Consider the following 26,244-nt stretch of genomic DNA (forward strand, 5'->3'; position numbering starts at 1 on the left):
GGCTTGGCGGTAATGAAGTTGTTGCAAAGGAAGCGGGCAGAGTGACAGAGACCTGTTACGCCTATGGCGCATGTATAAATCCCGAGCATAAAAAAGGCCAGCAAAACGTGCTGGCCTTTTGCTTAGCTGAGCTTAGAACACATTCAGTGGGTAATCGACGATCACACGGTATTCGTCGACATCCTGATCCACCGATGAGTAACCGTCGCCACCACGGCTGGTCGCCCACTGTAAGTGCACCGCCAGATTTTTGGCTGTACCACCCTGGACCACATATTTGAGATCGACGTCACGTTCCCAGTGTTTGGCGTTCTTGCCGTCGGCGCTGTACCAGGTCTTGCCGTAGCCAGCGCTCTGCGGATCGACTTTGGTCAGGTCCAGTTCGCCACGCGAATACGATACGGCTGAGGTCAGACCCGGCAGGCCGAGACCGACGAAATCATAGGCGTACTTGAGCTTCCACGAGCGTTCGTTCGGGCCGTTGAAGTCCGAGTACTGCTGAGAGTTGTCCAGATAGACGCTGTCGCCCTGGGTGATGTAATCGAACGGCGTGTTGCCATTCACCCGTTGGTAGGCGGCGGTGACGCTGTGATTACCGACGCCGACGGTGAAATGCAGGCTGTAGGTGTTGTTGTCGATGGTGCCGAGCAGTGCCTCGCCGGTGTCCTGGGTGTGATAGAAGTGCAGGCCCGGGTTGAGGCTGACCAGTTCGTTCACCGCGTAGGTGTAGTCCAGGTCGTAGTAGTACTGGTTCCAGATATCCTTGAGCTCAGACGCGTACAGGCTGCTGGTCAAACCCGCAAGGCCGCTCCACGCTACGCCGGCCCAGTTCAGGTGCTGGCTCTCATCACCGTCCGGCAACGTGCCATAAGAGGTGCCGATGCGTTGGTGGCCGCTCTGGTTGTAGAGTTTGGTGAAGCTGGCCTGGCCTCCTTCGATCAGCAAACCGTTGATGCTGTGGTTGGTCAGGCTCACGCCGCGAAAGGTCTGCGGCAGCATGCGGGTCTGGCCGCCAGCAATTACCGGGTTGTTGAGGAACAGGTCACCGGCCTTCAGTTCGGTGTCGAACGCGCGCATTTTCAGCGTGCCGCCAGCGGTAGAGAACGAAGCCGGCGCTTTGCCGTTACCACTACCGATGGGCAGGATGCTCGAGCTGTCGGTGCCGCCACCGCCGTCGAGCTTGAGCCCCAGCATGGCGTGGGCATCAAGGCCGAAACCGACGCTGCCCTGGGTGTAACCGGATTCGAAAATCCCCAGGAAACCCTGGCCCCATTCAATGTTGTCATCCGTGTTTTGGTGACGGTTACGGTTCATGTAGTAGTTACGGGCGTTGAGCTTGAGACTGGAACCTTCGACTAACCCATCGGTTGAGTCGTCTGCCGCGTGGACGTTGGGGACGATCGTTGCAGCCACTGCAATGAATAGTGGGCTGAACTTGAGTGAAAAACTCACGTGAGGTAGAACTCCTTTGATCAATAACGGCAGTTATTGTTTTGAATAACTCAGGTGTTTCTTATTAGTTAAAACGAAGCGGCCTGGTTGTTTTTAACCACGAAAAAAAAGCCGCTGATAGCAGCGGCTTTTAAGACAACTTCTCAGGGGAAAGAGCCCTGAAAAGTGTCGTGGGAAACAGAGCGATAGTGCTGATCAGCTGTCTTTCTCAACCCGCGGTTGCGCCTGGCTGGCTGATGCTTTCCGGGATTGCTCAGGGTTCTGCGCCTTGGCGGTCAACTCGGCCTGGGACTTTTCGAAGGCATCGGAGCGCGCGGTATTGTGCGCGATGAATGCTGGAGACTCTTCGGCCATGGCAAATGGCGACAGGAACAGAGAAGACAAAACGAAAGCGCTGGCAATACCCATAGTGTTGGACATCTTGAAGACCTTCTTGCTGAGCAAGTGATAGTTGGTGTGGCAAAAGTAACGGTCTTAAGCGTCGGGAAAAAGAGCGGATTGCATAAAGGACTATTGCTTCTACGGTAATAGTCAGGAGTCAGATCATTTCCACGCGGAGCCTGGGAACGATCATTCATCAGAAGCACGTCGAGCGCGTTTATAGGGGCAGATAGATCCCGAACGTATTCATCCCGTCATCACTGCGCACAAACACATCACCGCCATGCATCAACGCAATGGCCTTGACGATGGCCAGTCCCAATCCGTGGTTGGCGCCGCTGTTGCTGCGTGAGGCGTCGACGCGATAGAAACGTTCGAACAGCCGCGACAGGTGTTCGCTGGCGATGGACTCGCCGGGGTTGGCGACACCGATGGCGACCTGGTGTTCCTGGACCTCGATCTGTACGCGGATGGTTTGTCCGGGTGCGGTGTGCTGCACCGCATTATTCAGCAGATTAATCAGCGCCCGACGAAGATGGGCTTTCTCGATTTGCACATTGGCGTCGCCGCTGACCTCGACTTTCACCTGAGCGTCTTCGAGGATGAAATCCAGATAGTCCAGGGTCGTCGCGACTTCATCCGCCAGTGACGTCGAGGCGAGTTTGGTGGCTTTGCTGCCCTGGTCGGCGCTGGCCAGAAACAGCATGTCATTGATGATCGACCTCAGTCTCTCAAGCTCTTCGAGGTTCGATTGCAGGACTTCGAAGTAGTGTTCGGCCGAACGGCCGCGCGTCAGCGCGACCTGGGTCTGGCCGATCAGGTTAGTCAGCGGCGAGCGCAGTTCGTGGGCCACGTCGGCGTTGAACGACTCAAGGCGTGAATAGGCTTGCTCCACCCGTTCCAGGGTCGAATTGAAGGCGCTGACGAACTGGTTGAGTTCCGGTGGCAGCGGCGACAGTTGCAGGCGTCCAGACAGCAGCGGCGGCGCCAGACGTTGAGCTTCCTGGGACAATTTGATCAGCGGCTTCAAACCGATTCGCGCAACCCAGTAGCCCAACGCTGAGGCCAGTAACACGCCGATGATGGCCAGGCTGATCAGCGCGATCAGCAAGTGATGCTGGGTCTGGGAGAAGGTCTCGGTGTCGATGCCAATCAGAAAGCGCAGCGGTGGTTGCGGGTCCTTGGCCGGGAGTTGGCTGACCAACACTTTCAGCGGGTAAGGATGATCCGGCAAGGTCAAGTCACGCATGCCCAAAGGTCCTTGGGCAAAGGCGCGGAGTTGTGCATCCGGGGCGCCATATTCATAGCCGGCGTCACCGCTGATCACCCAGAAACGGATGCGTTTGTCTTCTTCGCTGAGCAGCTTGAGCTTGGCGTTGATCTTCACCCAGTGTTCGGGTGTGCCATCGCGGTTGAGGGCGGATTCGAGCACGCTGTAGCGCGCAACCAGTTCGGCTTCGGGCAGCCGGCCCAGGCCTTTGTCGACTTGTTGATAAAGCGCCCAACCAATCAACAGGAATACCAGCAAAGCTACCAGGGTGAACATGCCGCTCAGGCGCAGGGCAATGGAGTTAGACACCGCGACTCTCCAGCACATAACCCATGCCGCGAATGGTGTGCAGCAGTTTCTCTTCGAACGGTCCGTCAAGTTTGGCCCGCAGGCGTTTGATCGCCACTTCGACGACATTCGCGTCGCTGTCGAAATTGATGTCCCAGACCATCTCGGCAATAGCGGTTTTGGAGAGGATTTCACCCTGACGCCGGGCCAGCACGCTGAGCAGCGAAAACTCCTTGGCGGTCAGGTCCAGGCGCGCGCCGGCCCGGCTGGCCTTGCGGCTGATCAAATCTATCCACAGGTCGGCGATGCTGATCTGCACCGGCTCATGACCACCGCTGCGGCGGGTCAATGCCTGCAAGCGAGCGACCAACTCGAGAAAGGAAAAGGGTTTGCCGAGGTAGTCATCGGCGCCATCGCGCAGGCCTTTGATCCGGTCTTCGACGCGCTCGCGGGCGGTGAGCATGATCACCGGGGTTTGCTTGCGCGCACGCAGGGCTCGCAGCACGCCAAAACCGTCGAGGCCGGGCAGCATCACGTCGAGCACGATGACCGCGTAATCGCTTTCCAGCGCAAGGTGCAGACCTTCGACGCCATCGCGAGCCACGTCCACGGTGTAGCCTTGTTCGGTCAAACCGCGATGCAGGTAATCCGCGGTTTTTTCTTCGTCTTCGATAATCAGAACGCGCATGACCCCGCCTCAGTAAGTGGTCGCCAGCACCGGGGCTGGTTTGGGCCGATGGAATAGCCGTTCAAGCCACAAGTATATGACCGGAGTGGTGAACAACGTCAGCGCCGGGCTCACCAGCAGCCCGCCAACCACGGCGATCCCCAGCGGCTGGCGCAGTTCGGCACCAGTGCCATAGCCGAGCATTAGCGGCAAGGCACCGAACAGGGCCGCGAGGGTAGTCATCATGATGGGCCGGAACCGGATGAGACAGGCCTGGTAGATGGCTTCTTCCGGTGCAAGCCCACCTTTACGCTGGGCATCGAGGGCGAAATCGATCATCAGGATGCCGTTCTTCTTGACGATCCCGATCAACAACACCAGACCGATCAAGGCCATGATCGAGAAGTCCTGGCCGAAGATCCACAGCATCAGCAAGGCGCCAAGGCCGGCCGAGGGTAGTGTTGAAATGATCGTCAGCGGATGCACGAAGCTCTCATAGAGCACGCCGAGAATGATGTAGACCGCCACCAGCGCCGCGAGGATCAACCACGGTTGGCTGGCCAGCGAACTCTGGAACGCCTGGGCCGCGCCCTGGAAGTTGCCGATGATCGAGGCCGGCATGCCGATGTCATTCTTCGCCTTGTTGAGCATGATCACCGCATCGCCCAGCGCCACGCCGGGCGCGAGGTTGAACGACAGGTTGGCGGCCGGGAACATTCCGTCATGGGCGATGGACAGCGGCCCGACGGTTGGCGGATCGACCTTGGCCAGCGCCGACAACGGCACCATCTCGCCACTGAGCGGCGAGCGCAAGTAGAAGTAATTCAGGCTTTCGGCCTTGCCGCGCTGTTTGGCGTCGAGTTCGAGGATCACGTTGTACTGGTTGATTTCGGTCTGGAATTCGTTGACCTGACGCTGGCCGAACGCGTCGTAAAGCGCTTCGTCGACATTGGTCGCCGTCAGGCCAAAACGCGCCGCGGCGCTGCGGTCGATGCTGATGTGGGTAATGCTGCCGCCCAGTTGCAGGTCGTTGGACGGGTCGCGGAACGCCGGGTTGGCCCGCAGCTTTTCCGTCAGGCGTTGAGTCCAGGTGTTCAGGGTCGGCCCGTCGTTACTTTTGAGCACGTATTGGTACTGGCTGCGGCTCGGCCCGGAGCTGAGGTTGATGTCCTGGCCTGCCCGCATGTAAAGAACGACGCCCGGAACCTTGGCCAGTTGCGGGCGGATCCGGTCGATAAATTCGCTGGCCGAGACGTCGCGCTGGCTGCGGTCTTTCAAGGCGATCCAGAAGCGGCCGTTGGCGATGGTCTGGTTGCTGCCGGTCACCCCGACGGAGTGAGAAAAGGACTGAACCGCCGGGTCGGCGCCGACAATTTTCGCCAGTGCCAGGTGTTTGGCCACCATGTCCGGGTAGGACACGTCGGCCGCGGCTTCACTGGTGCCCAGCACGAAACCGGTGTCCTGTACCGGGAAAAACCCTTTTGGAATGATCACGTAACCGACAATGGTCATGGCCAGGGTCAGACCGAAGATCCCGAGCATCAAGCGTTGGTGGGCGAGGGCGCGACGCAGGCCTTTTTCGTAGAGCGCCAGCAGTCGCTCACCGAAGCCGGTTTTGGCATGGGCGTCATGGACTGGCGCCCGCATGAATAGAGCGGCCAGGGTTGGTGCCAGGGTCAGCGACACCACCACTGAAATCAAAATGGTCGAGGTCGCGGTCAGGGCGAATTCCTTGAACAGCCTCCCGACCACACCCCCCATGAACAGCAACGGAATAAACGCCGCCACCAACGAGAAACTGATGGAAACCACGGTGAAACCGATCTCGCCGGCGCCTTTGATCGCCGCCTCGCGCATGCCATCGCCGGCCTCGAGGTGGCGGTGAATGTTCTCCACCACCACGATCGCATCGTCCACCACAAAGCCCACGGCGACCACGATCGCCACCAGGGTCAGGTTGTTCAGGCTGAAACCCATCACGTACATCAGGGCTAAGCTGGCGATTAAAGACACGCCAAGCACGCTGGAGACAATCATCGTCGCCGACCACTGGCGCAAGAACAGCGCCATCACCGCGATCACCAGCAACACGGCGATCAGCAGGGTGATTTCCACTTCATGCAACGAAGCACGGATAGTCTTGGTCCGGTCCGAGAGCACTGTCACTTGCACCGAGGCCGGGAGCATCGCCTGCAGGTGCGGCAATGCTGCTTGAATCCGGTCGACGGTCTCGACAATGTTGGCGCCGGGCTGACGGGAAATGATCAGGTTCAGCCCCGGCTGATCACCGGACCAGGCCTGGACGTAGGCGTTTTCCGAACCGTTGATCACCCTCGCGATATCTTTGAGGTGGACCGGTGCGCCGTCCTTGTAGGAGACGATCAGTTGCCCGTACTCCTCGGGGTGGAACAGCTGGTCGTTGGTCGACAGAGTGGAAATACTCGACTTGCCGTACAGCGCGCCTTTGGCCAGGTTCAGGCTGGCCTGTTGGATCGCCCCACGGATATCGGCCAGGGTCAGGCCGATGGCCGCCAGTTTGTCCGGCGCAACTTGCACGCGAATGGCCGGACGTTGCTGGCCGGTGATGTTAATCAGGCCGACACCGTCGATCTGGCTGATCTGCCGCGCCAGCAGGGTTTCCACGTAATCGCTGAGTTCGGTGCCGGGCATCTGCGTGGAGCTGATGCTGAGGATCAGCACCGGGCTATCGGCCGGGTTGACCTTCTTCCAGGTCGGCAGGCTCGGCATGTCTTTGGGCAGCTTGCCGGAGGCGGTGTTGATCGCCGCCTGAACTTCCTGGGCAGCGGTGTCGATGCTTTTATTGAGGGTGAATTGCAGCGTCAGGTTGGTGGAGCCCAAGGCACTGCTGGAGGTCATTTGGGTCATGCCGGGGATGGCGCTGAACTGTACTTCCAGTGGCGTGGCCACTGAGGAGGCCATGGTGTCCGGGCTGGCGCCGGGCAACTGCGCAGTCACCTGGATGGTCGGGAATTCCGCTTCCGGCAACGGCGCGATGGGCAGCTGCGGGAAGGCGATCAGCCCCAGCAGCACCAGCGCAAACGTCAGCAGAAGGGTAGAGACCGGGTGGTCGATGCACCAGGCCGACACCGAGCCATGGCCCTTCATGGTTGCGGCTCCGTTTTCGCTGTCTGAGTGACCTGCGGCGGTTCATTCAGCACCTCGATCCTGGAACCTGCCTTGAGCCGCGATTGGCCGTCGCTCACCAGCACATCACCGGCCTGAACGCCCTTGATGATGTTCAGGCCACTGTCCTGATAAACCATCTGCACCGGCACCACTTCCACTGTGTCAGCTTTGACCCGGTAGACGAAATACTGATCGAGGCCGCGTTGCACCACGGTTGGCGGTACCACCAAGGCAGCTTTGTCGAGGGCGGTCTGGATCTTGATGGTCACCAATTGTCCCGGCCATAGCTTTTGCCCGGTGTTGCTGAATTCGGCCTTGGCGCGAATGGTGCCGGTGTTGGCGTTGATCTGGTTGTCGATCAGGGTCAGGTGACCTTCGCCGAGCAGGTCGCCGGTTTCGCCATCGGTGTCGGCGCCCATATAGGCGTTGACCTGGGCTTGGGTCTGGGCGCTGATCAGTCCCTGCAGGGTCGGCAGCATCTGTTGTGGCAGGGAGAATTCGACGGCGATTGGGTCGATCTGGGTCACCGAGAACAAGCCTTGGGTATCGCTCATGCGCAGGAAGTTGCCTTCATCGACAGAGCGAATGCCGACTCGACCGGTCACCGGAGAGTGAATTTGGGTGTAGGAGAGTTGGACTTGCGCAGCGTCAATGGCCGCCTGATTGCCCTGCGCGGTAGCTTTCAATTGGTTCACCAGCGCCTGTTGCTGATCGTAGGTCTGCTTGGAGACACCATCATCGACGCTCAGCAGCTTGTATCGCTTGAGATTGACCTCGGCCACTTGCAGTTGCGCCTGGTTTTGCCCCAGTTGAGCACGGGCCTGATCGAGGCTGGCGCGGATAGTGCGATCATCGAGGGATGCCAGCAGGTCACCGCTTTTTACCAGCTGACCTTCCTTGACCCAAAGTTTGGTCAAAATGCCATCGATCTGTGGACGGATGATCACGCTGTGCAGGGACAGCACCGAGCCAATGCCGCTGACATAGCGCGGAACGTCCTTCTCGATGACGCTGATCACCCGTACTGGAATCGCGGTTGGCGCCGCCAGCTTGTTCGCGGCAGGCCGGCTCAAAAACCAGGCAGCCACTGCGGCCAAGGCGATCAGCAACCCCGCGATCAACACCGTTTTTTTCTGAATACGCATGTTTGTATGACGCCAGGGCAAAGTGATCGAGAGATTGGCCAGTTTCAGTGACTTACTTATAGCCCTCCAACCCGGTCAGCAAAGTGACTGCTAACTGACAGCGCTGTCAGTAATGGCCGTTTGACTATGCTGATTCAAGATCTGACGGCGCAGGCGGGTATAGAACTTGCGGGTCAGCAGTTTCCAAGCCCATATGCCATTTGGGTATGACCTGGATGAGCCATAAAATAAGGGAGCTTGAAGTGAGTCTGAAAATCATAGTTTCGAGCGTGCTTTTGTTGCTTCCTCTTGCCATGAATACCCACGCCGAAGGTGGTTCCGGGCAGATCAATTTTGTCGGTCAGATTGTGGATTCGGGCTGCGAGGTCGGGCGTGCGGGTACGGTGGACTTTTCCGGGCATTCACAGCGAGTGGAGGTTTCACCTCAGCTTACGCTGACGGTGAATACCACGGGGAATGCGTGCAGGCACGGCTTTACTCCATTCACCGCCAGCTTCGAACGGTTGCCTATCTCGGGTGCGAGCGTCGACTCCACGTCTGATAAAGGCATCGTCACCATTACCTACCTGTAGGAATCTTTCGTCCAGGATTGAAAGCGGGCCCGTAAAATTCTTCTTTGGACGACCGAAGGTGAGCGTGCGGGTGCCAGTCGGGCAGGTATACTGCGGCCTTCGCGGCCAGCCAATCTGGCCCGACTCTTATTTATGCATCACCTGGAGCTTTCATGACTTCCCCTAAACAACTGCCTGCTGCTGACGTCCAGAGTGACGAACAGGCTGACCTGCAAAACAGCGTCGACTCCAGCGCAGGTACCGAAGACAAAGCCGCTATTCCCGCGTTCAAGTTCCCGTTCAATCCGGGCGAGCTTGCCACGGCGAAGAACGCCAATCAGCCGTGGTACAAAAACGGCGCCAAGAACGGCCACACCAAGACTCCGGGCGCAGCGCCTCCTGGCACCCGTCGCTCGATGGGTAAGCGCTGAGTCAGTGCAGTCAGTGAAAGCACTGAGCCGAACCCTAGGCCGCTCGCAACGAGATGAACGCATAGTTGGCAGGCTCCGCCGTCGCCACCTGCGCCCCGGCTGCTCGCACTTGTTCGGCGATATCCGTCCCTGACACATGAAATAGCCACTCGCCGGCTGAATGCTCTGCCGGGTGCGCTGCAATCTGGTCGATGGCGATGGCGAACGCCGTCATGTCCGGCAGGTAAGCAGTAAAACCGTCGCCCTTGAGCGCGGTAGTTCAAATGCCCAACCGTTCGCAGATGGCTTCCTTGGTCTGAATATCGTCCCGATCAGCCTGGCGCGAACGCTGGATCAAATCGGCCAGTTCCTTATCGACCAACTCGCCGCCGACAATCAGGGCCGGACCTTTTTCCCAGGATTCTGACGGACAATCCTTGGTGGCTGGCTTGAGCGCGATGTGTGGGTTGATTTCCATGGGGTAGATGCGACACACCAAAGGCCGGTGCTCATAGATCTGGCAGAGGTTGTCTTCGTCAAGATTCCGGCAGGGGCCGACGTTGTACGCGGCGAAGGTGATCGCTACATAAGCCTCGGTTATACCGCTGGGCACCACGCAGGAACGTCGCTCGGCATGCTCGCGTTGCAGCACCGGCAGGCCCAGACCATTACCGAGAAAACCTTCCACCAGCACAATCACGTTGCCGCCGTCAGCTGCCCACTGGCGGGCTTCGGTGAGGGTCAGGGGGACATGGTGGTCGTTGCAGCACTTGCCGCAACCTACGCAGGAAAACGTCGTATTCATTGAACGGCCGGCCGCAATTGATAGGCGAGAGTGGTGACGGGATTACCCGCAGGATCACCGCAAAGGCCTGTCTTGAAGCAAGTTATGCGCCAGTCATTGGGCGTTGGCGGACGGGCGAGTCGCGGCGTTACAGGGGAAGGAGTTCTCTGCGGACCACACGCATCCCGACGCTTTCATACAGGCGCCTGGCGCGTTGGTTTTCTTCCAGCACCTTCAGGTCAACAAAACCTTCGCGCTTGTGCTGGAAAACCCGGAACGCATGCATCAGCAAAGCTCGTCCAATACCCTGGCCTTGAGCCCGGGGATGCACTACCAGGTCTTTGATGTAGGCGCTGGTCCAGCATTGGGCGACGCCGACAATCCCTTGGGCGTCGAGGGCGATAAAGCACAGCGCCGGGTCATACTCGGCATCGCTTTCAAAGCCTTTACGCCAGATGTCCAGCGCCGGCACGCTACCGCCGCCCTGCTGATAACCCAGCGCCATCAAGCCATGAACTGCCTCGGCAAGCTCCGGACGGTAATCAGTCAGGCGGATGCCGGTCGGCCAGGCGACGGGCGACAAAACCTCAACGAGGTCTCGACGCAGCAGCAGGCAATAGTCCTCGGCCAAGGCTCAAATACCCTGAGCCGCGACGGATTTGGCGGCCTCGATCAGGCACTTGGTCAGTTCCGGCGAGGAGAACTTGGTCAGCACGGCGTTGGCGCCGGCCAAGCGCGCTTTTTCGCTGTTCATCGCGCTGTCCAGGGAGGTGTGCAACAACACGTAGAGGTGGGCGAAGTCCGGAGTTTCGCGCAGGGTACGGGTGAAGGCGTAACCGTCCATCTCCGACATTTCGATGTCCGAGACGATCAGGTTGATTTGTTGATCAGTGCCCTGCAGGTCCAGCAAGCAGTCGATGGCTTCCTTGGCGCTGCGCGCGGTGTGGCATTGCAGGCCGAGGTTGCGCAAGGTGTGCACCGATTGCTGCAACGCCACCTGGCTGTCATCGACCACCAGAATCCTGGCGTTACCCAGCACTTCGGCGTCTTCCATGCTCAGTTCGGTCGGCGCCATTTCGATTTGTGCCGGGGCGATGCCGTGGATGACTTTTTCGATATCCAATACCTGGACCAGGGTGCCGTCGACCGAGGTCACGCCGGTGATGTACGACCTGACGCCGCCGGCGCCGTAGGGTGGCGGGCGGATATCGGTGGTCAGGCAATGCACGATCTTGCTCACGGCCTGAACGTGCAGGCCCTGCTTGGAGCGGCTGACGTCGGTGACGATCAGGCAGCCACCGTCCGGGTCGACCAGCGGCTTTTCACCAATTGCCCGGCTCAAATCGATCACCGACAGCGAGGCTCCGCGCAGGGTGGCGATGCCTTTGACGTGCGGGTGCGACTCCGGAAGCTTGGTCAGCGGCGGGCAGGGGATGATTTCACTGACTTTCAGCAGATTGATCGCCATCAGCTTGCCGCTGCGCAAGGTAAATAGCAGAAGCGAGAGTGAGTCTGCGCGGGCTTTGGTTGAGGACATAAAAACCTTCTGTGAATAAGGTGGTTCGCGGTAACGGGGCCGAGAACAGCTATCGATGACGGGTTATCGACTTGTTGCGGGCTGGCTTTAGGGTGAATGCCCGCAATCCAGATCGCCACATGAGACCGAAATCGATTTGAGATCACTTCATCCCCAACCGCTTCGCCATCCTTCCAAGGTTCGCCCTGTCCAAGCCTAGCTCACGGGCGGCGCTTGCCCAGTTGTTCTGGTGTCGCTCAAGGCAGGCGTTGATCAACTGTCGCTGGTAGTTCTCGGTAGCCAGGCGTAGATCCCCGGTGGCGTCGGGTAAAACCAGGGGGACGGCGGCAGGCTCTGGCGGGGACGCCTGGGTAGCGACATTCGGCAAGTCCAGATCCGCCGCGCTGAGGCTGAGGATCTTCGGTCGCTCACGGCAATTGCCCAGTGCCTTCAACGCGCTACGGCCAATCAAGTGTTCGAGCTCGCGGACATTGCCCGGCCAGGCGTAAGCCAGCAGCGCCGCCTGAGCATCGCTGGTCAGGCGCAAGCTGTTGAGGCCCATGCGCGAGCGGTTTTGCTCCAGGAAGAACCCGCTGAGCAGTAGTACATCGCGCCCGCGATCACGAAGCGCGGGCACCAGCAGCGGGTAAACACTAAGGCGATGGTAGAAGTCGGCTCGATATCGGCCGCTACGCACCTCTTCGGCCAGATCGCGGTTGGTCGCGGCGATCAGGCGCACGTCGACCTGATGCTCCTTGTCCGAGCCCAGGCGTTGCAACTGACCACTTTGCAGCACCCGTAGCAATTTGGCCTGCACCGTCAATGACAATTCGCCAACTTCATCAAGAAACAGCGTGCCGCCATTGGCCAGTTCGAACTTGCCGCGGCGGTCGTTCATCGCGCCGGTGAACGCACCGCGCACATGGCCGAACAGTTCGCTTTCCACCAGGGTGTCCGGCAGGGCCGCGCAGTTCAGGCTGATGATCGGTTTGTCGGCTCGCGGTGAAGCAGCATGAATCGCCTGGGCCACCAGCTCCTTGCCGACCCCGGTCTCGCCGGTGATCAGTACCGTAAGGTCACTACCACCCACCAGGCTGATCTCTTCCATCAGGCGTTTGTGGGTTTTGCTTTGACCGATCATTTCGCGGTGTTGCTGGCCACTGGCCTGACGGTAGACCTCGGCGCGCTGATGTTCGTCCTCGGCGCGCAGGGCCAGTCGTTCGATGCGTTCGGCGGCATTCACCGTCGCAGCGGCGAGGCTGGCGAAAGCTTGCAGGGCGTCCAGTTCGATGGGTTCGAAACGTTGTGGGTCCAGGGCATCGAGGGTCAGCAAGCCCCAGGGGCGTTCGTCGATAAACAGCGGGCAGCCCATGCAGTCGTGGACTTCCAGGTGTTCGTCGAGACCGTCCACCAGACCGTCGTAAGGGTCCGGTAACTCGCTGTCGCTGGCGAAGCGGGTCGGCCCGGGACTGCTGAGCAACGCCTCGAAGCGTGGATGCTCGCTGACCTTGAAGCGCCGACCCAGGGTGTCCGGGCTCAGGCCATCCACTGCCAAGGGCACGAGCCATTCGCCGTCGAGGCGCAACAGGGCGGCGGCGTCACACGGCAGCAGCGTGCGCATGGCTTCGAGCAGGCGTCGATAGCGCTCACCCTCCGGCAGTTCGCGGGACAGGTCGGAGACCAGGGGGAGCAGGGTAGTGAGCAGTAATTTTGCAGTCATATTGACTCCATGTGGTCTCAATGACTATAAACCTGGCTTTGTCTATATGACTACTTTTTTATTAAGTTATTGATTTATATATATTTAATTTTTGGCATGAAAACTGATACGTAAAGGGTAATCAGCTAGTCATCATAAAAGCTCAGGAGTCACCCTATGCTTAGCGTTCAAGACCGCTCCATCGTCAAATCGACCGTCCCGTTGCTGGAAAGCGGTGGTGAAGCGTTGATCACACATTTCTATCGCATGATGCTCTCTGAATACCCGGAAGTCCGCCCGATGTTCAACCAGGCCCACCAGAGCAGCGGCGATCAGCCTCGGGCACTGGCCAATGGCGTATTGATGTATGCGCGGCACATCGACCAGTTGGACCAATTGGGCGATCTGGTGGCGAAAATCATCAACAAGCACGTTGCCCTGCAAATTCTCCCTGAGCACTACCCAATCGTCGGCAGCTGCCTGCTGCGGGCCATCTCTGAAGTGCTCGGCAGCGAGATTGCCACCCCTGAGGTCATGAGCGCCTGGGGCGCGGCCTATAACCAGTTGGCCGAGATCCTGATCGGTGCCGAAACCGCGATCTACGACCAGAAGGCCGAGGCGCCGGGCGGCTGGCGCGGGGCGCGGGAATTCAAATTGGTGGCTCGGGTCGAGGAGAGTTCGGAAATTACTTCGTTCTACTTCGCGCCTGCAGACAAAGGCCCGATTCTGGCAGCAGAGCCTGGCCAGTACATCGGCATGAAACTGATCCTTGATGGCGAAGAGATTCGTCGCAACTATTCACTGTCGGCTCTGGCCGACGCCGGCCAGTACCGCATCAGCGTCAAGCGTGAAGCGGGCGGTCGTGCCTCGAACTTCCTGCATGACCAGTTCCATGTGGGCGCGAGCATCATGCTGTTTCCGCCGGCCGGCGAGTTCACTCTGACCGCCAGCGACAAACCGCTGGTGCTGATCAGCGGCGGTGTCGGGATCACACCGACGTTGCCAATGCTTCAAGCTGCGCTGGCGACCAAGCGTCCCGTGCACTTTATTCATTGCGCGCGTAACGGTGGCGTTCACGCCTTCCGGGATTGGGTTGATGCTCTGGCCGAGCGTCACCCGCAACTCAAACGTTTCTACTGCTACGCCGAAGATGATGGCGTCAGCCCGGCGGCGCAGCAGGTCGGGTTGTTGAGTCAGGAACAGTTGGGGGAGTGGTTGCCTGAGGAGCGTGATCTGGACGCTTACTTCCTCGGACCAAAAGGCTTTATGGGCGCGATCAAGCGTCACCTCAAAGCGCTGGGCGTTCCAGAGAAGCAAAGCCGTTACGAGTTCTTCGGCCCGGCAGCGGCGCTGGAGTAACACCCTCTGCGGTGAGTCAGACTCACCGCATCGCCCCTTTCGCGAGCAAGCCCGCTCCTACATTAGATTTGCGTCGGACCACAATGGAGTGGCCAATGCAGATCAAGTGTGGGAGCGGGCTTGCTCGCGATTGAGGACATCAGCAGCGGCACAGATTCTGACGCTGCCTCCTGTTTAATCCGCTGTTAATTCCCCTGCCGTTAATTCCCTCCTGTAAAACCACCACACTGTCGCCGCGCGGTAAACTAGCCTATCGATGACTACCACCACTTTGGCAAAGGGATACGGGGATGAGTGACGAAACAACGCGTTTGGGGCGTGAGCGACGGTTTATGGTCTTGCTGGGGGTGATCTGCCTGGCGCTGATCGGCGGCGCGCTGTACATGCAAGTGGTGCTGGGCGAAGCGCCATGCCCGCTGTGCATCCTGCAACGCTATGCCTTGTTGCTGATCGCGATCTTCGCCTTCATCGGCGCGGCGATGCGCACCCGACGCAGCATTACCGTGTTCGAAGCGCTGGTGGTGCTCAGCGCCATCGCCGGTGGCGCGGTTGCCGGTCATCACGTGTTTACCCAGTTCTATCCATCGGTCAGTTGCGGGATCGACGTCCTGCAGCCGATTGTCGACAGCCTGCCGCTGGCTTCGATCTTCCCGCTGGGCTTTCGGGTCGATGGTTTCTGCGAGACGCCGTATCCGCCCCTGCTGGGCTTGTCCCTGGCGCAGTGGGCGCTGGTGGCCTTCGTACTGACCGTGGTGCTGGTGCCGCTGGGCATTTCCCGCAACCGCAAGAACATCCGCTAAGGTCACCTGCCGCAGCGCTTGACGATACAAAACGCCCCGGTCCTCCTTGAGAGGTCCGGGGCGTTTTGCATTTCAGTGTCTCTGAAAAAAGAGTGTGATTTGCATCATGGGAAGGTGCGGCACGTGTGCGACATGTTGTCACACATAGGGTGTGGCAAGACATTTCAAGTGGTGACGTCGAAGCTGCGCGACACCCCGAATTCATCCCATCCGAGCGATTAAAATGCCAAAGGCCACAAAGTCCCATCAGGCAGATTTAACAGGCTCCAGCGAAATGCCGGAGGCCTTGTTTCAATAGGCTTTGAGGCTGATTACGACCCCGTTGCGATAAGCGAAGCTGTCTAAAATAAGAGTAGTGAGCTTACGTTTTTTTGGGTTTTTGTTGAGGATGAAACTCGATACGTTTGTGGGATCCAGCAATAATCATTAACGATTGTTGCTGGATTCGATAAAAATTATTTCGAGATGAGACATGGTTTATAAAACGTTACATATCTACAATCACCCGCACTGAAATTCCGGCGCTGCTCATCCCTGAGCATACGAAGGCGGTCGAGGGGCGGTTTGATTGCTCCATGCGACTCCAGGTGTCGGCAACCTTCCAATTATCCGCACCAAATGGAATTGGTCTGTAACAAGGCCTTTGACCACGAAATCGAATAAGAACACACCGCTGGCCCAGGATTTGTCGATCAGCGTTTAGCGCGACGGGCAGGCCCTTATTCAATCGAAGAAAAAATGCCAACCCTTGGCAGGGTGAAGTGTTGGCGATCAAAACCCAACTGCATTGCGCAAGCTGCTTTAGAGGTCGTGAGATGAGTAAAAACAGGTACCCCAGATTCTTAGGCTTCTTGCCTCTGCTTGGCACGTTGTTGCTGAGTGGTTGCAACATGACCTTGCTCGATCCCAAGGGCCAGGTCGGCCTGGACGAGCGAAACCTGATCATCACCGCAACGCTGCTGATGCTGTTGGTTGTAGTGCCGGTCATCGCCATGACCTTCGCTTTTGCCTGGAAATACCGCGCTTCCAATAAGGATGCCGTCTACGCGCCGAAGTGGTCGCACTCCACCAAGGTCGAAATCGCGGTCTGGGCTGTTCCGGTGCTCATCATCATTGCCCTGGGCTACGTCACCTACAAGTCGACCCTCGCGCTGGACCCTTATCGTCCGCTGGAGTCCGACGTCAAGCCGATCACCATCGAAGTGGTCTCCATGGACTGGAAGTGGCTGTTCATCTACCCAGAGCAAGGCATCGCCACCGTCAACAAGCTCGTGTTCCCTGCCAACACGCCGGTTAACTTCCGCATCACTTCCGACACTGTGATGAACTCGTTCTTCATCCCGGGCCTGGGCGGGCAGATCTACGCGATGGCGGGCATGCAGACCAAGCTGCACCTGATTGCCAACCAGAACGCTGAATTCGACGGTATCTCCGCTAACTACAGCGGCGCGGGTTTCACCGGTATGAAGTTCAAAGCTATCGCCACTTCTCAGGCGGATTTCGATGCCTGGGTCAGTGATGTCAAGAAGGCACCTAAACAGCTTGAAAAGGCTGAATACGAAGCCCTTTCCAAACCAAGCCAGAACAACCCTGTCGAGCTCTACTCCTCGTTCACGCCAAACCTGTTCCAGACCATCATCGACAAGTATGAAGGCATGAATCCGGGCAAGCCGATGCACCACGAGACGAACGAGAAAGAAGTGGCCGGTATGGAAGGGATGGACATGAGTTCGCATTCAGCTGCCGGGGCAGAGGAGTAAACGATGTTTGGTAAATTAAGTTGGGAAGCGGTACCGTTCCACGAGCCGATCGTCATGGTGACTATTGCCATGATCGCGTTCGGTGGTCTGGCGGTATTCGCGGCAATCACCTACTTCAAGAAGTGGACCTATCTGTGGTCCGAGTGGCTGACCTCCGTCGACCACAAGAAAATCGGCGTGATGTACATCGTCGTTGCCATGATCATGCTGCTGCGTGGTTTTGCCGACGCCGTCATGATGCGCTCCCAGCTGGCCCTGGCCACTGAGGGTTCCCCTGGCTACTTGCCGCCTGAACACTATGACCAGATCTTCACCGCTCACGGTGTGATCATGATCATCTTCATGGCGATGCCATTCTTCACCGGCCTGATGAACCTCGTCGTGCCGCTGCAGATCGGCGCGCGTGACGTTGCCTACCCGTTCCTGAACTCCCTGAGCTTCTGGCTGCTGGTGTCCGGCGTAGTGCTGGTGAACGTGTCCCTGGGTGTCGGCGAGTTCGCCCGTACCGGTTGGGTTGCGTATCCACCACTGTCGGAACTGGGCTACAGCCCGGGTGTTGGCGTTGATTACTACATCTGGGCCCTACAGCTATCGGGACTGGGGACGACGCTAACGGGGGTCAACTTCCTGGCCACCGTGCTGAAAATGCGTACCCCGGGCATGAAACTGATGGACATGCCGATCTTCACCTGGACCTGCACCTGGGCCAACGTTCTGATCATCGCTTCCTTCCCGATCCTGACCGCTACTTTGGCTTTGCTGACGCTTGACCGTTACATGGATTTCCACATTTTCACCAATGAACTTGGTGGCAATCCGATGATGTACGTCAACCTGTTCTGGGCTTGGGGTCACCCTGAGGTTTACATCCTGATTCTGCCGGCGTTCGGGATCTTCTCCGAAGTCATCTCGACCTTCTCCGGCAAGCGTCTGTTCGGCCACCACTCGATGATCTACGCCAGTGGCGCGATCTCGATCCTGGGCTTCATGGTCTGGCTGCACCACTTCTTCACCATGGGCTCGGGTGCCAACGTCAACGCCTTCTTCGGTCTGGCGACGATGCTGATCTCGATTCCGACGGGGGTGAAGCTATTCAACTGGCTGTTCACCATTTACCGCGGACGTCTGCGTTTCACCAGCCAGGTGCTGTGGACCCTGGGCTTCATGGTGACCTTCGCCATCGGCGGCATGACCGGCGTACTGCTGGCCATCCCGGGTGCCGACTATGTACTGCATAACAGCCTGTTCGTGATCGCTCACTTCCACAACGTGATCATCGGCGGCGCGGTATTCGGTTACATCGCCGGTTTCAGCTTCTACTTCCCTAAAGCGTTCGGCTTCAAGCTGCACGAAGGTTGGGGCAAGGCAGCGTTCTGGTTCTGGATCTCGGGCTTCTTCGTCGCCTTCATGCCGCTCTATGTACTGGGCTTCATGGGCATGACCCGTCGTCTGAACAGCACCACCAACCCTGAGTGGACGCCTTACCTGCACGTCGCGATGTTCGGTGCGGTGTTGATCGCCATCGGTATTGCCTGCCAGCTGATCCAGATCTACGTCAGTGTGCGTGATCGCAAGCAGAACATGTGCGAGGCCGGCGACCCGTGGAATGCTCACACCCTGGAATGGTCGACTTCGTCGCCACCGCCGTTCTACAACTTCGCTGTACTGCCGAAAGCCGAAGGCATCGACCCGTTCACCGAAGCCAAGGAAAACGGTACTGCGTACAAGGCACCTAGCCGCTACCAGCCGATCCACATGCCGAACAACACCGCGACCGGTCTGGTCATGGGTGCTCTGTTGACCGTGTTTGGTTTTGCGATGATCTGGCACATCTGGTGGATGGCCATCTTCGGTCTGGCCGGTACGGTGATCTACTTCGTCATTCACGCTGCCCGTGATGACCAGGGCTACATGGTGCCGGTTGAAACAATCGAGCGCATCGAAGCCGAGCAGCACAAGCGTCTGGTAGCGGCCAAAGCGATTCCGGCCACCGCCACCCGTGTTGAAACCTCGTTGGAACAGGCTTAAACCATGTCGAACTTAGTGACCAATGTTGGACACGCCCATGGTCATGACCATGGGCATGATGACCATCACCACGACTCGGGCGAGATGACCGTATTCGGTTTCTGGCTCTACCTGATGACCGACTGCATTCTGTTTGCGTCGATCTTCGCGGTGTACGCGGTACTGGTGAATAACGTAGCCGGTGGCCCGTCGGGCCACGACATCTTCGAACTGCCGTATGTGCTGGGCGAAACCGCCTGCCTGTTGCTCAGCTCGATCACCTACGGCTTCGCCATGCTGGCGTTGTTCAAAGGCAAGAAGACTCAAGTGCTGGGCTGGTTGGCGATTACCTTCCTGTTCGGTCTGGGCTTCATCGGCATGGAGATCAACGAGTTCCACAAGCTGATCTCCGAAGGCTTCGGTCCGAACCGCAGCGGCTTCCTGTCCGGGTTCTTCACCCTGGTCGGCACCCACGGTCTGCACGTGACCAGCGGTCTGATCTGGATGGCGATCATGATGTATCAGGTCAACAAACATGGCCTGACGTCGACCAACAAAACCCGTTTGAGCTGCCTGAGCCTGTTCTGGCACTTCCTGGACGTTGTGTGGATCTGCGTCTTCACCGTTGTTTACCTGATGGGGACTCTGTAATGGCTAACGCAGCTCACTCACACAATGGCCACGATAGCCACGACGACAGCCACGGCAGCGTCAAGTCCTACGCCATCGGCTTCATCCTGTCGGTGATCCTGACCGTCATTCCGTTCGGCCTGGTGATGTACCCATCCCTGCCGAAAGCCATGACCCTGTGGATCGTGCTGGCCTTCGCAGTGATCCAGGTGCTGGTGCACCTGGTCTACTTCCTCCACCTGGACCGTTCCAGCGCCCAGCGTAACAACGTGATCGCGTTTATCTTCGCAGCCCTGGTTATCGTCCTGTTGGTAGGCCTGTCGCTGTGGATCATGCTCAGCATCCACACCAACATGATGGCGCACTGAGGAAAGTCCGGATGTCCTTTAAGCACTTTATCCAAATCACCAAGCCGGGGATCATTTTCGGTAACGTGCTTTCTGTGGCAGGCGGGTTTTTCCTGGCCTCGAAAGGGCATGTCGACATCGCCCTGTTCCTGGCCGCGATGATTGGTACTTCGCTGGTGGTTGCGTCCGGTTGCGTGTTCAACAACTGCATCGACCGCGATATCGACGTGAAGATGGAACGCACCAAAAACCGCGTGCTGGTCCAGGGCCTCATCTCCCTGAAGCTGGCACTGGTTTACGCGACCGTCCTCGGGATCGTCGGCGTGGTCATGCTGTACCGCGTGGCCAACCCGTTGGCAGCGTTGTTCGCGGTGATCGGTTTCGTCATCTACGTCGGTTTCTACAGCCTGTACCTCAAGCGCAAGTCGGTTCACGGCACGCTGGTGGGCAGTCTGTCGGGGGCCATGCCGCCGGTGATTGGCTATGTGGCCGTGAGCAATAGCTTCGACATGGCTGCGCTGACGCTGCTGGTGATGTTCAGCTTGTGGCAGATGCCGCATTCCTACGCCATCGCGATCTTTCGCTTCAACGATTACCTGGCTGCGTCGATTCCGGTGCTACCAGTGAAGCGCGGGATTGAGGTGGCCAAGCGGCACATCCTGCTCTACATCCTGGCGTTCCTCGTGGCGACCTTGATGCTGACCTTCAGCGGTTACGCCGGCATGAGCTACCTCGCCGTCGCCGCTGCCATGGGCATGTACTGGCTGTACATGGCCTGGACCGGCTACAAGGCGGTGGACGATCGGGTCTGGGCGCGCAAGCTGTTCGTCTTCTCGATTTTCACCATCACCGCCTTGAGCGTGATGATGTCCCTGGACTTCAAAGTGCCGAGCGAGTTGCTGCTGACTTACGCGCCTTGAGCTAGAACACAGCTACAAAAAAGCCCCGCCTTCAATGTGAAGAGCGGGGCTTTTTTTCGCGACATGATTGAAAGCAAAAGATCGCAGGCTCCGCCAGCTCCTACACCGACCGAGTACACCTGTGAATTGCAGGAGCACGCGCAGCCTGCGATCTTTTGACTTTCTGGCGTTACTGCTGAGCGATGCTGTACCCGTCGAACGCCGTCTGCTGCTGAAGGGCAGTGATGATGCTTTTGCGGGTCGCGGGTTGCTCGGCACCTTCGTTGTCGATGAAGGTCTCGGTTTCCAGTTCGGCTTGATCGCCTTCGCCGACGAACGCAAAGCCTAGGAACTCGAAGGCTTCACGGTCCAGGTTCGGCTTGGAACGGGGCGTGCGCAGGGGCAGGGTGACGCTTACGCCATCCTTGCTGATGGAGAACACCTCGACCTCTTTCTTGACGCGAGCCGTTTTGGTTTTGCCGCCGGATGGATCCTTGACTGCCTGGTGAGTGTGGTTCAGCACTTTGAGCGCCAAACCGTACACCAGCTCCTGGAACTCCGGGTCGTCTTTGAAGCTGGACAGAATCCGGCTGATGGAAAATTTGCTGCTCAAGTCTTCCAGAGCGGCGCTGTCGGTGGCCTCTGCATCTTTAAGCTGCTTCAACTCGCCCATCAGTTCGTAGGCTTTGTCGTCGTCAAACTGGTCATGTGCCTGGCGAATCGCAATGCGTAAGTCACGAATCTGGTCGCTTTCCTTCGATGTGTGAAAAGCATCGAGCACCATTTCACTGATGGTCTTGGCCTGCGGCACATGCTGCGAAAGATTGATGGCGTTTTCGTATTCCACTTTGGACGACAAGGTGATTACGGATTCATCGGTGTTGGATTCGGGCATTGAAATTTCACTACTTCATTTAACAAGGTTTGAGACGGGAAACGCGCCGGACATTTTCAGGGCGCCTGTACAGCGGCGTCAAGGAACCATACTTGAGTGACGATTTTTAACGGCTGTGTTACCAGGCTCGCGCTTGCAGCGTTAACAATGCTCGATACAGCGTGATCGCGCGCCCGCAGAACAGGCCGACGGTGAACCCCGAAGCCACTCCGGTCAGCGCCACCATTTGCGTTGTCGCCGCCAGCTCAGGGTGAACGGCATCCTGATAGCCGATGTAGTACTTCACGGCGAAGAACAGCTGGGAGATGAACAGGATCTTCAGGGTGCCCGGGATGATCAGCCCATGGCCATCAGCGTCCAGTGCGACGCCTTTGCGAAAGAACATGCCCATGGCCACCAGACTGCCCAGGGCTACGCCGCTCATCCAGTAGATCGTCGATAGCGCGGTGTGATTCAGTGAAAACAGCGACCAGACGATCAAAACCAATGGGGTAATCAGCAACGACTTCTTGCTTTCCCTGCTACTTGAACAGGCCTTGATCCCGTAATAACAGAGCAACAGATAAACAGCGAAAACCCACAACGGTGTCCCTTGCAGGATATCGAGCATACGTTATCCCCAAGGCGCTGAGCGAGGGGAGATCGAGAGGGCGCAGCAGGTTTTCATCGTCAGCTTCCTTGCGTGGACGTTTGGTCGGGTGGTGACTGTTATCGTCACCGAAGGTGTAGAGCATGCCTGAAATTTGATGCGTTGGTTCAGTAGTGATATCGGCACATCAGAATCTGCATCTCATTGTTTTCTACCCCATAGACCAAGCGATGCTCGGTCGTGACCCGACGCGACCAGAATCCGCTGAGATTATGTTTGAGGGGTTCAGGTTTGCCGAGCCCGTCGAAGGGATCACGCTGGATCGCTTTGATCAAAAAGTTGATGCGCTTGAGTCCAGCCTTATCGTTCTGCTGGAACCAGAGGTAGTCATCCCAGCCTTCGGGGGTAAAGAGAATCTTCATTCTTCAATCAGTTGCCTGGCTTTGGCTTTACCGGCGCGAAGGCTGTTGATCGATTTGATCAAGCGCTCGGCGTTGGCGGGGGAGCGGAGCAGGTAAGCGGTTTCTTCGAGGGCGTTGTATTCGGCCAGAGAAATCATGACGACCGGGTCGCCTTTTTGGCGTGTCACCAGCAGAGGAGCATGGTCTTCGTTCACTCGATCCATGGTCTCAGACAGGTGCGCGCGGGCATTCGTGTAGTTGATGGTTTGCATGACGGGGTCCTCGCTCAATGATTGAAACGTACAGAAATACGTACGTATTGGCAAGGTGCTCGTTATGAGCGGTCGTCCTACTGGTGACACGAGGTGGGTCTGGTCTTTCATGAGGGTACTCCACGGGTTTCAAAAAGAGGCTCAAAGACGCACTTCAAGACGATGAAACCCAGCGTAGTACGGCTTGTGGAGGGGATGAGGGGCTGACGTGGATCAGATTGTTGCGGGATATGCCGTCAGCCGCAGGTGCAACGAGGTTCCTATGTCGTTCATCCCGCCTGAATATCCGCCAACCCCGCCTCCAGCGTTTCACGAAGGCCGCAGCCGCGGCGGGCGATGAACACCAGTTGTACGGCGTGTTCTGGCGTTTGTCCGGTGGCCAGGCTGAACTGGCTGCGGGCTCCGACATGTTGCAGCCAATAAGGCTGCTCGTTGCCTTGCAGTTGCACCAGCCCCTTGAGGCGAAAGATGTCTTTGGGAAGTCTGGCCAGCCATTCGCGCAAGGCTTTGGGCGGCAGCGGGTGCGGGCTGTTCCAGACCCAGCTTTCGAACAGCTGGTCATGGCGCTCCGGCAGCGGGGTGATCTTCAGGCCGACGCGGTTGCTGCGGTCCGACAGCAGCAACACATCGGGCAGTTCCGCTTGTACGGTGTCGAACACCGGCGCGCGGCTGCCGAGGGACGCGCGGATAGTGTCCAGTTCGGCCGAATCGACCAGGTCGGATTTGTTCAGCAACACCAGATCGGCACACGCCACTTGCGCTCTGGAGAGCCGAGCGAATTCGCCCTCCAATGCGCTATAGCCCGTGGCGTCGACCAGCGTGATGACGGCATCCAGATGCACGTTTGCACGCAGTTGTGGATAACCCAGGGTCTGCACGATGCGTTGCGGATCGGACACTCCGCTGCATTCGATAACGATACGTTCCAGTCGCGGCTGCATCTGTGAGAGGCTGACCAGTTGTGCCAAAAGGTCTTCCTGTACGGTGCAGCAGATGCAGCCGTTTTGCAGGCTGTACACCGCGTCGGTGACCTCGGCAATGATGGCGGCATCGATGTTCAGCTCGCCGAAATCATTGACGATCACCGCCAGGCGCCCGCTGTCGGCGCGCTGGACCATGCGGTTGAGCAGGGTGGTTTTGCCGGCGCCGAGGAACCCGGCGACCACGGTCACCGGAATGCTTGGGAGGTTCATCAGGCCTGCCCCTCGATGACTGGCGGCAGACCTTGCCAGACGGCTTTCAACGGTGTGTCGCTGAACGTTGATTCGCGATCGTACACCGGCCGGCCTTCGACAAACGTCAGCTGCACCTGGGTGCGATGGATGTAGTTGCGCGGCGCTTCGGCGAACAGGTCGCGGTCGAGCACGATCAGATCGGCGGACTTGCCGACTTCCAGACTGCCCGTCAGGTGTTCCAGGCCCATGGCGTGAGCGCCATTGAGGGTCGCGACCTGCAGCGCTTGCTCAAGGGTGATCGGTTCGCCGAAACAGTCGGGTTCCTGGTTCCATGGGTTCTGCCGGGTGACCATGGTTTCCAGCGCCAGCCATGGATCGATCGAGGCCACCGGCCAGTCGGTGCCCATGACCGCGATACCGCCAGCGGCCAGTACACCCTTGAAGTCATAGATGCGCTTGAGGCGTTCCTGGCCGTAGCCGGAGCGTGCGCCGCTGGCGAAGGGCGTCGGGTACCAGGCTGCCGGGGAAAACTCGGCAATCACGTTCAGTTCCTTGAAACGCTTGAGGTTGCCCGGATGCAGCAGAGTGCTGTGGGCGCACTGATGGCGAATGCCGCTGTAACCGTTGCGGCGCCGGGCTTCAGCGACCGCATCGAGGAACACGTCGGAGGCGCCGTCGCCGGTGCAGTGGGCGATCACTCGCAGGCCGCGACGGTCCATGTCCACCACCATGTCGGTGATGTGTTCCGGGGTCAGGTTGAGCTTGCCGCGCCAGCTCGACTCTTGCGACCAAGGGGTCATCAGGTACGAAGATTTAGGCTCTACGGTGCCATCGAAGTGGAATTTCACCGCGTTGGCGTTCAGGCGGGCGCTGCGATAGTAATGCCGTTCGCCGCTCAGCAATTCCCAGCGGCGGCGGACCGGGAAGATGTCGTCCTGCCAACTGATCGCTGCCTCTACGCGCAGGGTCAGTTCACCGGCATCATCCAGTTCTTTGAGGGCTTCCAGACGCCGTTCGCAAACATGCACGTACTTGGTCGCGGTCACGCCACGGGACGTCTGGAAATGCACGCCATCGCGATAAGCACGGCGCAGCACATCCACCGGAGTCGGTGGCATCGCGGCGTGGATCAAGGCATACGCGCCATCGATCAACAGGCCGTTGGGTTCGCCGCTCAGTTCGTCACGTTCCATGTAACCGTTGCGCGGGTCGGCGGTGTGTTGGTCGATACCGGCCAATTCCAGGGCCTTGGAGTTGACCATCATGGTGCCCCACATGCGGTCCAACAGGGCCACCGGACGGTCCGGCATCACGCTGTCGAGCCACTCGCGGCCCGGTGTCAGGCCGGCTTCGCGGAAGGTGTAACGCACCCAGTATTGGCCGTAGATCCAGCCGTCACCGGGGTGAGTATCGGCGTAGGCGTGGATCGCCGCGACCAGTTGCTCGGGCGTCGGGTCTTCGATGCCGACATCCAGGTCGTCGCTGTAACGCGGTGTTAGCGCCAGATCTGGGTGGGTGTGCATGTCGTGCAGACCCGGCATGCAGAAAGCGCCGTCCAGGTCATGCTGTCGGGTGTGCGGGCCGATCAGCGATTGCAGCGACTCAAGACTGCCCACCGCGATGAAGCGGCCGTCACGAATGGCCACCGCGTCGGCCCAGGGTTGTGTCGGGTCGAGGGTATAGAAACGGCCGTTGTGCAGCACCAGTTCGGCGTACGGGTTGACAACGGAGTGGGTCGAATTGAATTGGTCTGACGTGGTCACGGGTGTAAACCTCTGTAGGAGCTGCCGCAGGCTGCGA

The 26,244-nt window shown here is 58.6% G+C and carries 24 protein-coding genes and 1 pseudogene; 9 read left to right on the plus strand and 16 right to left on the minus strand.

Features of this window, described 5'->3' with window-relative positions; all coding sequences use genetic code 11:
- Positions 1-132 precede the first annotated feature (132 nt).
- The 6 genes from ACZYSM_RS18765 to ACZYSM_RS18790 all read right to left on the minus strand — a co-directional run bounded on the left by ACZYSM_RS18765 (position 133) and on the right by ACZYSM_RS18790 (position 8,350).
- Positions 133-1,452: an OprD family porin gene (locus ACZYSM_RS18765; protein WP_489073369.1), complete on the minus strand. Its 1,320-nt coding sequence runs from the start codon at positions 1,450-1,452 to the stop codon at positions 133-135.
- Positions 1,453-1,647: 195 nt separating this feature from the next.
- Positions 1,648-1,872 (minus strand): hypothetical protein, encoded by a 225-nt coding sequence (locus ACZYSM_RS18770; RefSeq protein ID WP_489073371.1) that lies wholly within the window; start codon positions 1,870-1,872, stop codon positions 1,648-1,650.
- Positions 1,873-2,050: 178 nt separating this feature from the next.
- A complete protein-coding gene (locus tag ACZYSM_RS18775) occupies positions 2,051-3,430 on the minus strand; it encodes a heavy metal sensor histidine kinase (protein WP_489073373.1) in 1,380 nt (459 codons plus the stop codon).
- Positions 3,405-4,079 (minus strand): heavy metal response regulator transcription factor, encoded by a 675-nt coding sequence (locus ACZYSM_RS18780; protein ID WP_489073375.1) that lies wholly within the window; start codon positions 4,077-4,079, stop codon positions 3,405-3,407. The genes ACZYSM_RS18775 and ACZYSM_RS18780 overlap by 26 nt, the downstream gene beginning before the upstream one ends.
- Before the next feature lie 9 nt (positions 4,080-4,088).
- The gene (locus ACZYSM_RS18785; RefSeq protein ID WP_489073377.1) at positions 4,089-7,184 is read right to left on the minus strand and encodes a multidrug efflux RND transporter permease subunit; all 3,096 of its coding nucleotides are present in this window, start codon (positions 7,182-7,184) and stop codon (positions 4,089-4,091) included.
- A complete protein-coding gene (locus ACZYSM_RS18790; protein ID WP_489073379.1) occupies positions 7,181-8,350 on the minus strand; it encodes an efflux RND transporter periplasmic adaptor subunit in 1,170 nt (389 codons plus the stop codon). Before ACZYSM_RS18790 ends, ACZYSM_RS18785 begins: the two co-directional genes overlap by 4 nt.
- Positions 8,351-8,592: 242 nt before the next feature.
- Between ACZYSM_RS18790 and ACZYSM_RS18795 the strand changes: the two genes are divergently transcribed.
- Both ACZYSM_RS18795 and ACZYSM_RS18800 read left to right on the plus strand, forming a co-directional pair.
- Positions 8,593-8,922, plus strand: coding sequence for a type 1 fimbrial protein (locus tag ACZYSM_RS18795; protein ID WP_489073381.1), 330 nt, complete (start codon positions 8,593-8,595; stop codon positions 8,920-8,922).
- 152 nt (positions 8,923-9,074) lie between these two features.
- A complete protein-coding gene (locus ACZYSM_RS18800; protein ID WP_489073383.1) occupies positions 9,075-9,332 on the plus strand; it encodes a hypothetical protein in 258 nt (85 codons plus the stop codon).
- A 34-nt stretch (positions 9,333-9,366) separates the two neighbouring features.
- On the opposite strand, the pseudogene ACZYSM_RS18805 reads toward ACZYSM_RS18800, so the two are convergent.
- The 4 genes and pseudogenes from ACZYSM_RS18805 to norR all read right to left on the minus strand — a co-directional run bounded on the left by ACZYSM_RS18805 (position 9,367) and on the right by norR (position 13,331).
- Positions 9,367-10,116 (minus strand): annotated as a pseudogene (locus ACZYSM_RS18805) (YkgJ family cysteine cluster protein).
- 127 nt (positions 10,117-10,243) lie between these two features.
- Positions 10,244-10,726 (minus strand): GNAT family N-acetyltransferase, encoded by a 483-nt coding sequence (locus ACZYSM_RS18810; protein WP_489073385.1) that lies wholly within the window; start codon positions 10,724-10,726, stop codon positions 10,244-10,246.
- Between the two features lie 3 nt (positions 10,727-10,729).
- Positions 10,730-11,632 (minus strand): chemotaxis protein CheV, encoded by a 903-nt coding sequence (locus ACZYSM_RS18815; protein ID WP_489073387.1) that lies wholly within the window; start codon positions 11,630-11,632, stop codon positions 10,730-10,732.
- A gap of 142 nt (positions 11,633-11,774) precedes the next feature.
- Positions 11,775-13,331, minus strand: coding sequence for a nitric oxide reductase transcriptional regulator NorR (gene norR / locus ACZYSM_RS18820; protein ID WP_489073389.1), 1,557 nt, complete (start codon positions 13,329-13,331; stop codon positions 11,775-11,777).
- A 156-nt stretch (positions 13,332-13,487) separates the two neighbouring features.
- Between norR and hmpA the strand changes: the two genes are divergently transcribed.
- The 7 genes from hmpA to cyoE all read left to right on the plus strand — a co-directional run bounded on the left by hmpA (position 13,488) and on the right by cyoE (position 21,133).
- Complete coding sequence (hmpA, locus tag ACZYSM_RS18825; protein WP_489073391.1) at positions 13,488-14,669, plus strand: NO-inducible flavohemoprotein; 1,182 nt, start codon at positions 13,488-13,490, stop codon at positions 14,667-14,669.
- A gap of 290 nt (positions 14,670-14,959) precedes the next feature.
- Complete coding sequence (locus ACZYSM_RS18830; RefSeq protein WP_489073393.1) at positions 14,960-15,469, plus strand: disulfide bond formation protein B; 510 nt, start codon at positions 14,960-14,962, stop codon at positions 15,467-15,469.
- A gap of 815 nt (positions 15,470-16,284) precedes the next feature.
- Positions 16,285-17,229, plus strand: coding sequence for a ubiquinol oxidase subunit II (gene cyoA, locus ACZYSM_RS18835; RefSeq protein ID WP_489073395.1), 945 nt, complete (start codon positions 16,285-16,287; stop codon positions 17,227-17,229).
- Between the two features lie 3 nt (positions 17,230-17,232).
- Positions 17,233-19,257, plus strand: a complete 2,025-nt coding sequence (cyoB, locus tag ACZYSM_RS18840; protein ID WP_489073397.1) for a cytochrome o ubiquinol oxidase subunit I — start codon at positions 17,233-17,235, stop codon at positions 19,255-19,257.
- Positions 19,258-19,260: 3 nt separating this feature from the next.
- Positions 19,261-19,887, plus strand: coding sequence for a cytochrome o ubiquinol oxidase subunit III (locus tag ACZYSM_RS18845; protein WP_489073399.1), 627 nt, complete (start codon positions 19,261-19,263; stop codon positions 19,885-19,887).
- Positions 19,887-20,234 (plus strand): cytochrome o ubiquinol oxidase subunit IV, encoded by a 348-nt coding sequence (gene cyoD, locus ACZYSM_RS18850; protein WP_489073401.1) that lies wholly within the window; start codon positions 19,887-19,889, stop codon positions 20,232-20,234. The genes ACZYSM_RS18845 and cyoD overlap by 1 nt, the downstream gene beginning before the upstream one ends.
- 11 nt (positions 20,235-20,245) lie before the next feature.
- Entirely contained in the window at positions 20,246-21,133 is an 888-nt protein-coding gene (cyoE, locus tag ACZYSM_RS18855; protein ID WP_489073403.1) for a heme o synthase, read from the plus strand.
- Between the two features lie 169 nt (positions 21,134-21,302).
- Here cyoE and ACZYSM_RS18860 read toward each other — a convergent pair whose 3' ends face one another.
- The 6 genes from ACZYSM_RS18860 to ACZYSM_RS18885 form a co-directional block, all read right to left on the minus strand.
- A complete protein-coding gene (locus ACZYSM_RS18860; RefSeq protein WP_489073405.1) occupies positions 21,303-22,007 on the minus strand; it encodes a hypothetical protein in 705 nt (234 codons plus the stop codon).
- 118 nt (positions 22,008-22,125) lie between these two features.
- Positions 22,126-22,617: a hypothetical protein gene (locus tag ACZYSM_RS18865; protein WP_489073407.1), complete on the minus strand. Its 492-nt coding sequence runs from the start codon at positions 22,615-22,617 to the stop codon at positions 22,126-22,128.
- A gap of 146 nt (positions 22,618-22,763) precedes the next feature.
- Positions 22,764-23,018 carry a Txe/YoeB family addiction module toxin gene (locus ACZYSM_RS18870; protein WP_489073409.1) on the minus strand — a complete coding sequence of 85 codons (255 nt, stop codon included), beginning with the start codon at positions 23,016-23,018 and terminating at the stop codon, positions 22,764-22,766.
- Entirely contained in the window at positions 23,015-23,269 is a 255-nt protein-coding gene (locus ACZYSM_RS18875; RefSeq protein WP_489073411.1) for a type II toxin-antitoxin system prevent-host-death family antitoxin, read from the minus strand. The genes ACZYSM_RS18870 and ACZYSM_RS18875 overlap by 4 nt, the downstream gene beginning before the upstream one ends.
- A gap of 269 nt (positions 23,270-23,538) precedes the next feature.
- Positions 23,539-24,462, minus strand: a complete 924-nt coding sequence (locus ACZYSM_RS18880) for a CobW family GTP-binding protein (protein WP_489073413.1) — start codon at positions 24,460-24,462, stop codon at positions 23,539-23,541.
- Complete coding sequence (locus tag ACZYSM_RS18885; RefSeq protein ID WP_489073415.1) at positions 24,462-26,207, minus strand: amidohydrolase; 1,746 nt, start codon at positions 26,205-26,207, stop codon at positions 24,462-24,464. The genes ACZYSM_RS18880 and ACZYSM_RS18885 overlap by 1 nt, the downstream gene beginning before the upstream one ends.
- Positions 26,208-26,244 lie beyond the last annotated feature (37 nt).

It is taken from the genome of Pseudomonas sp. F220 (assembly GCF_057813935.1).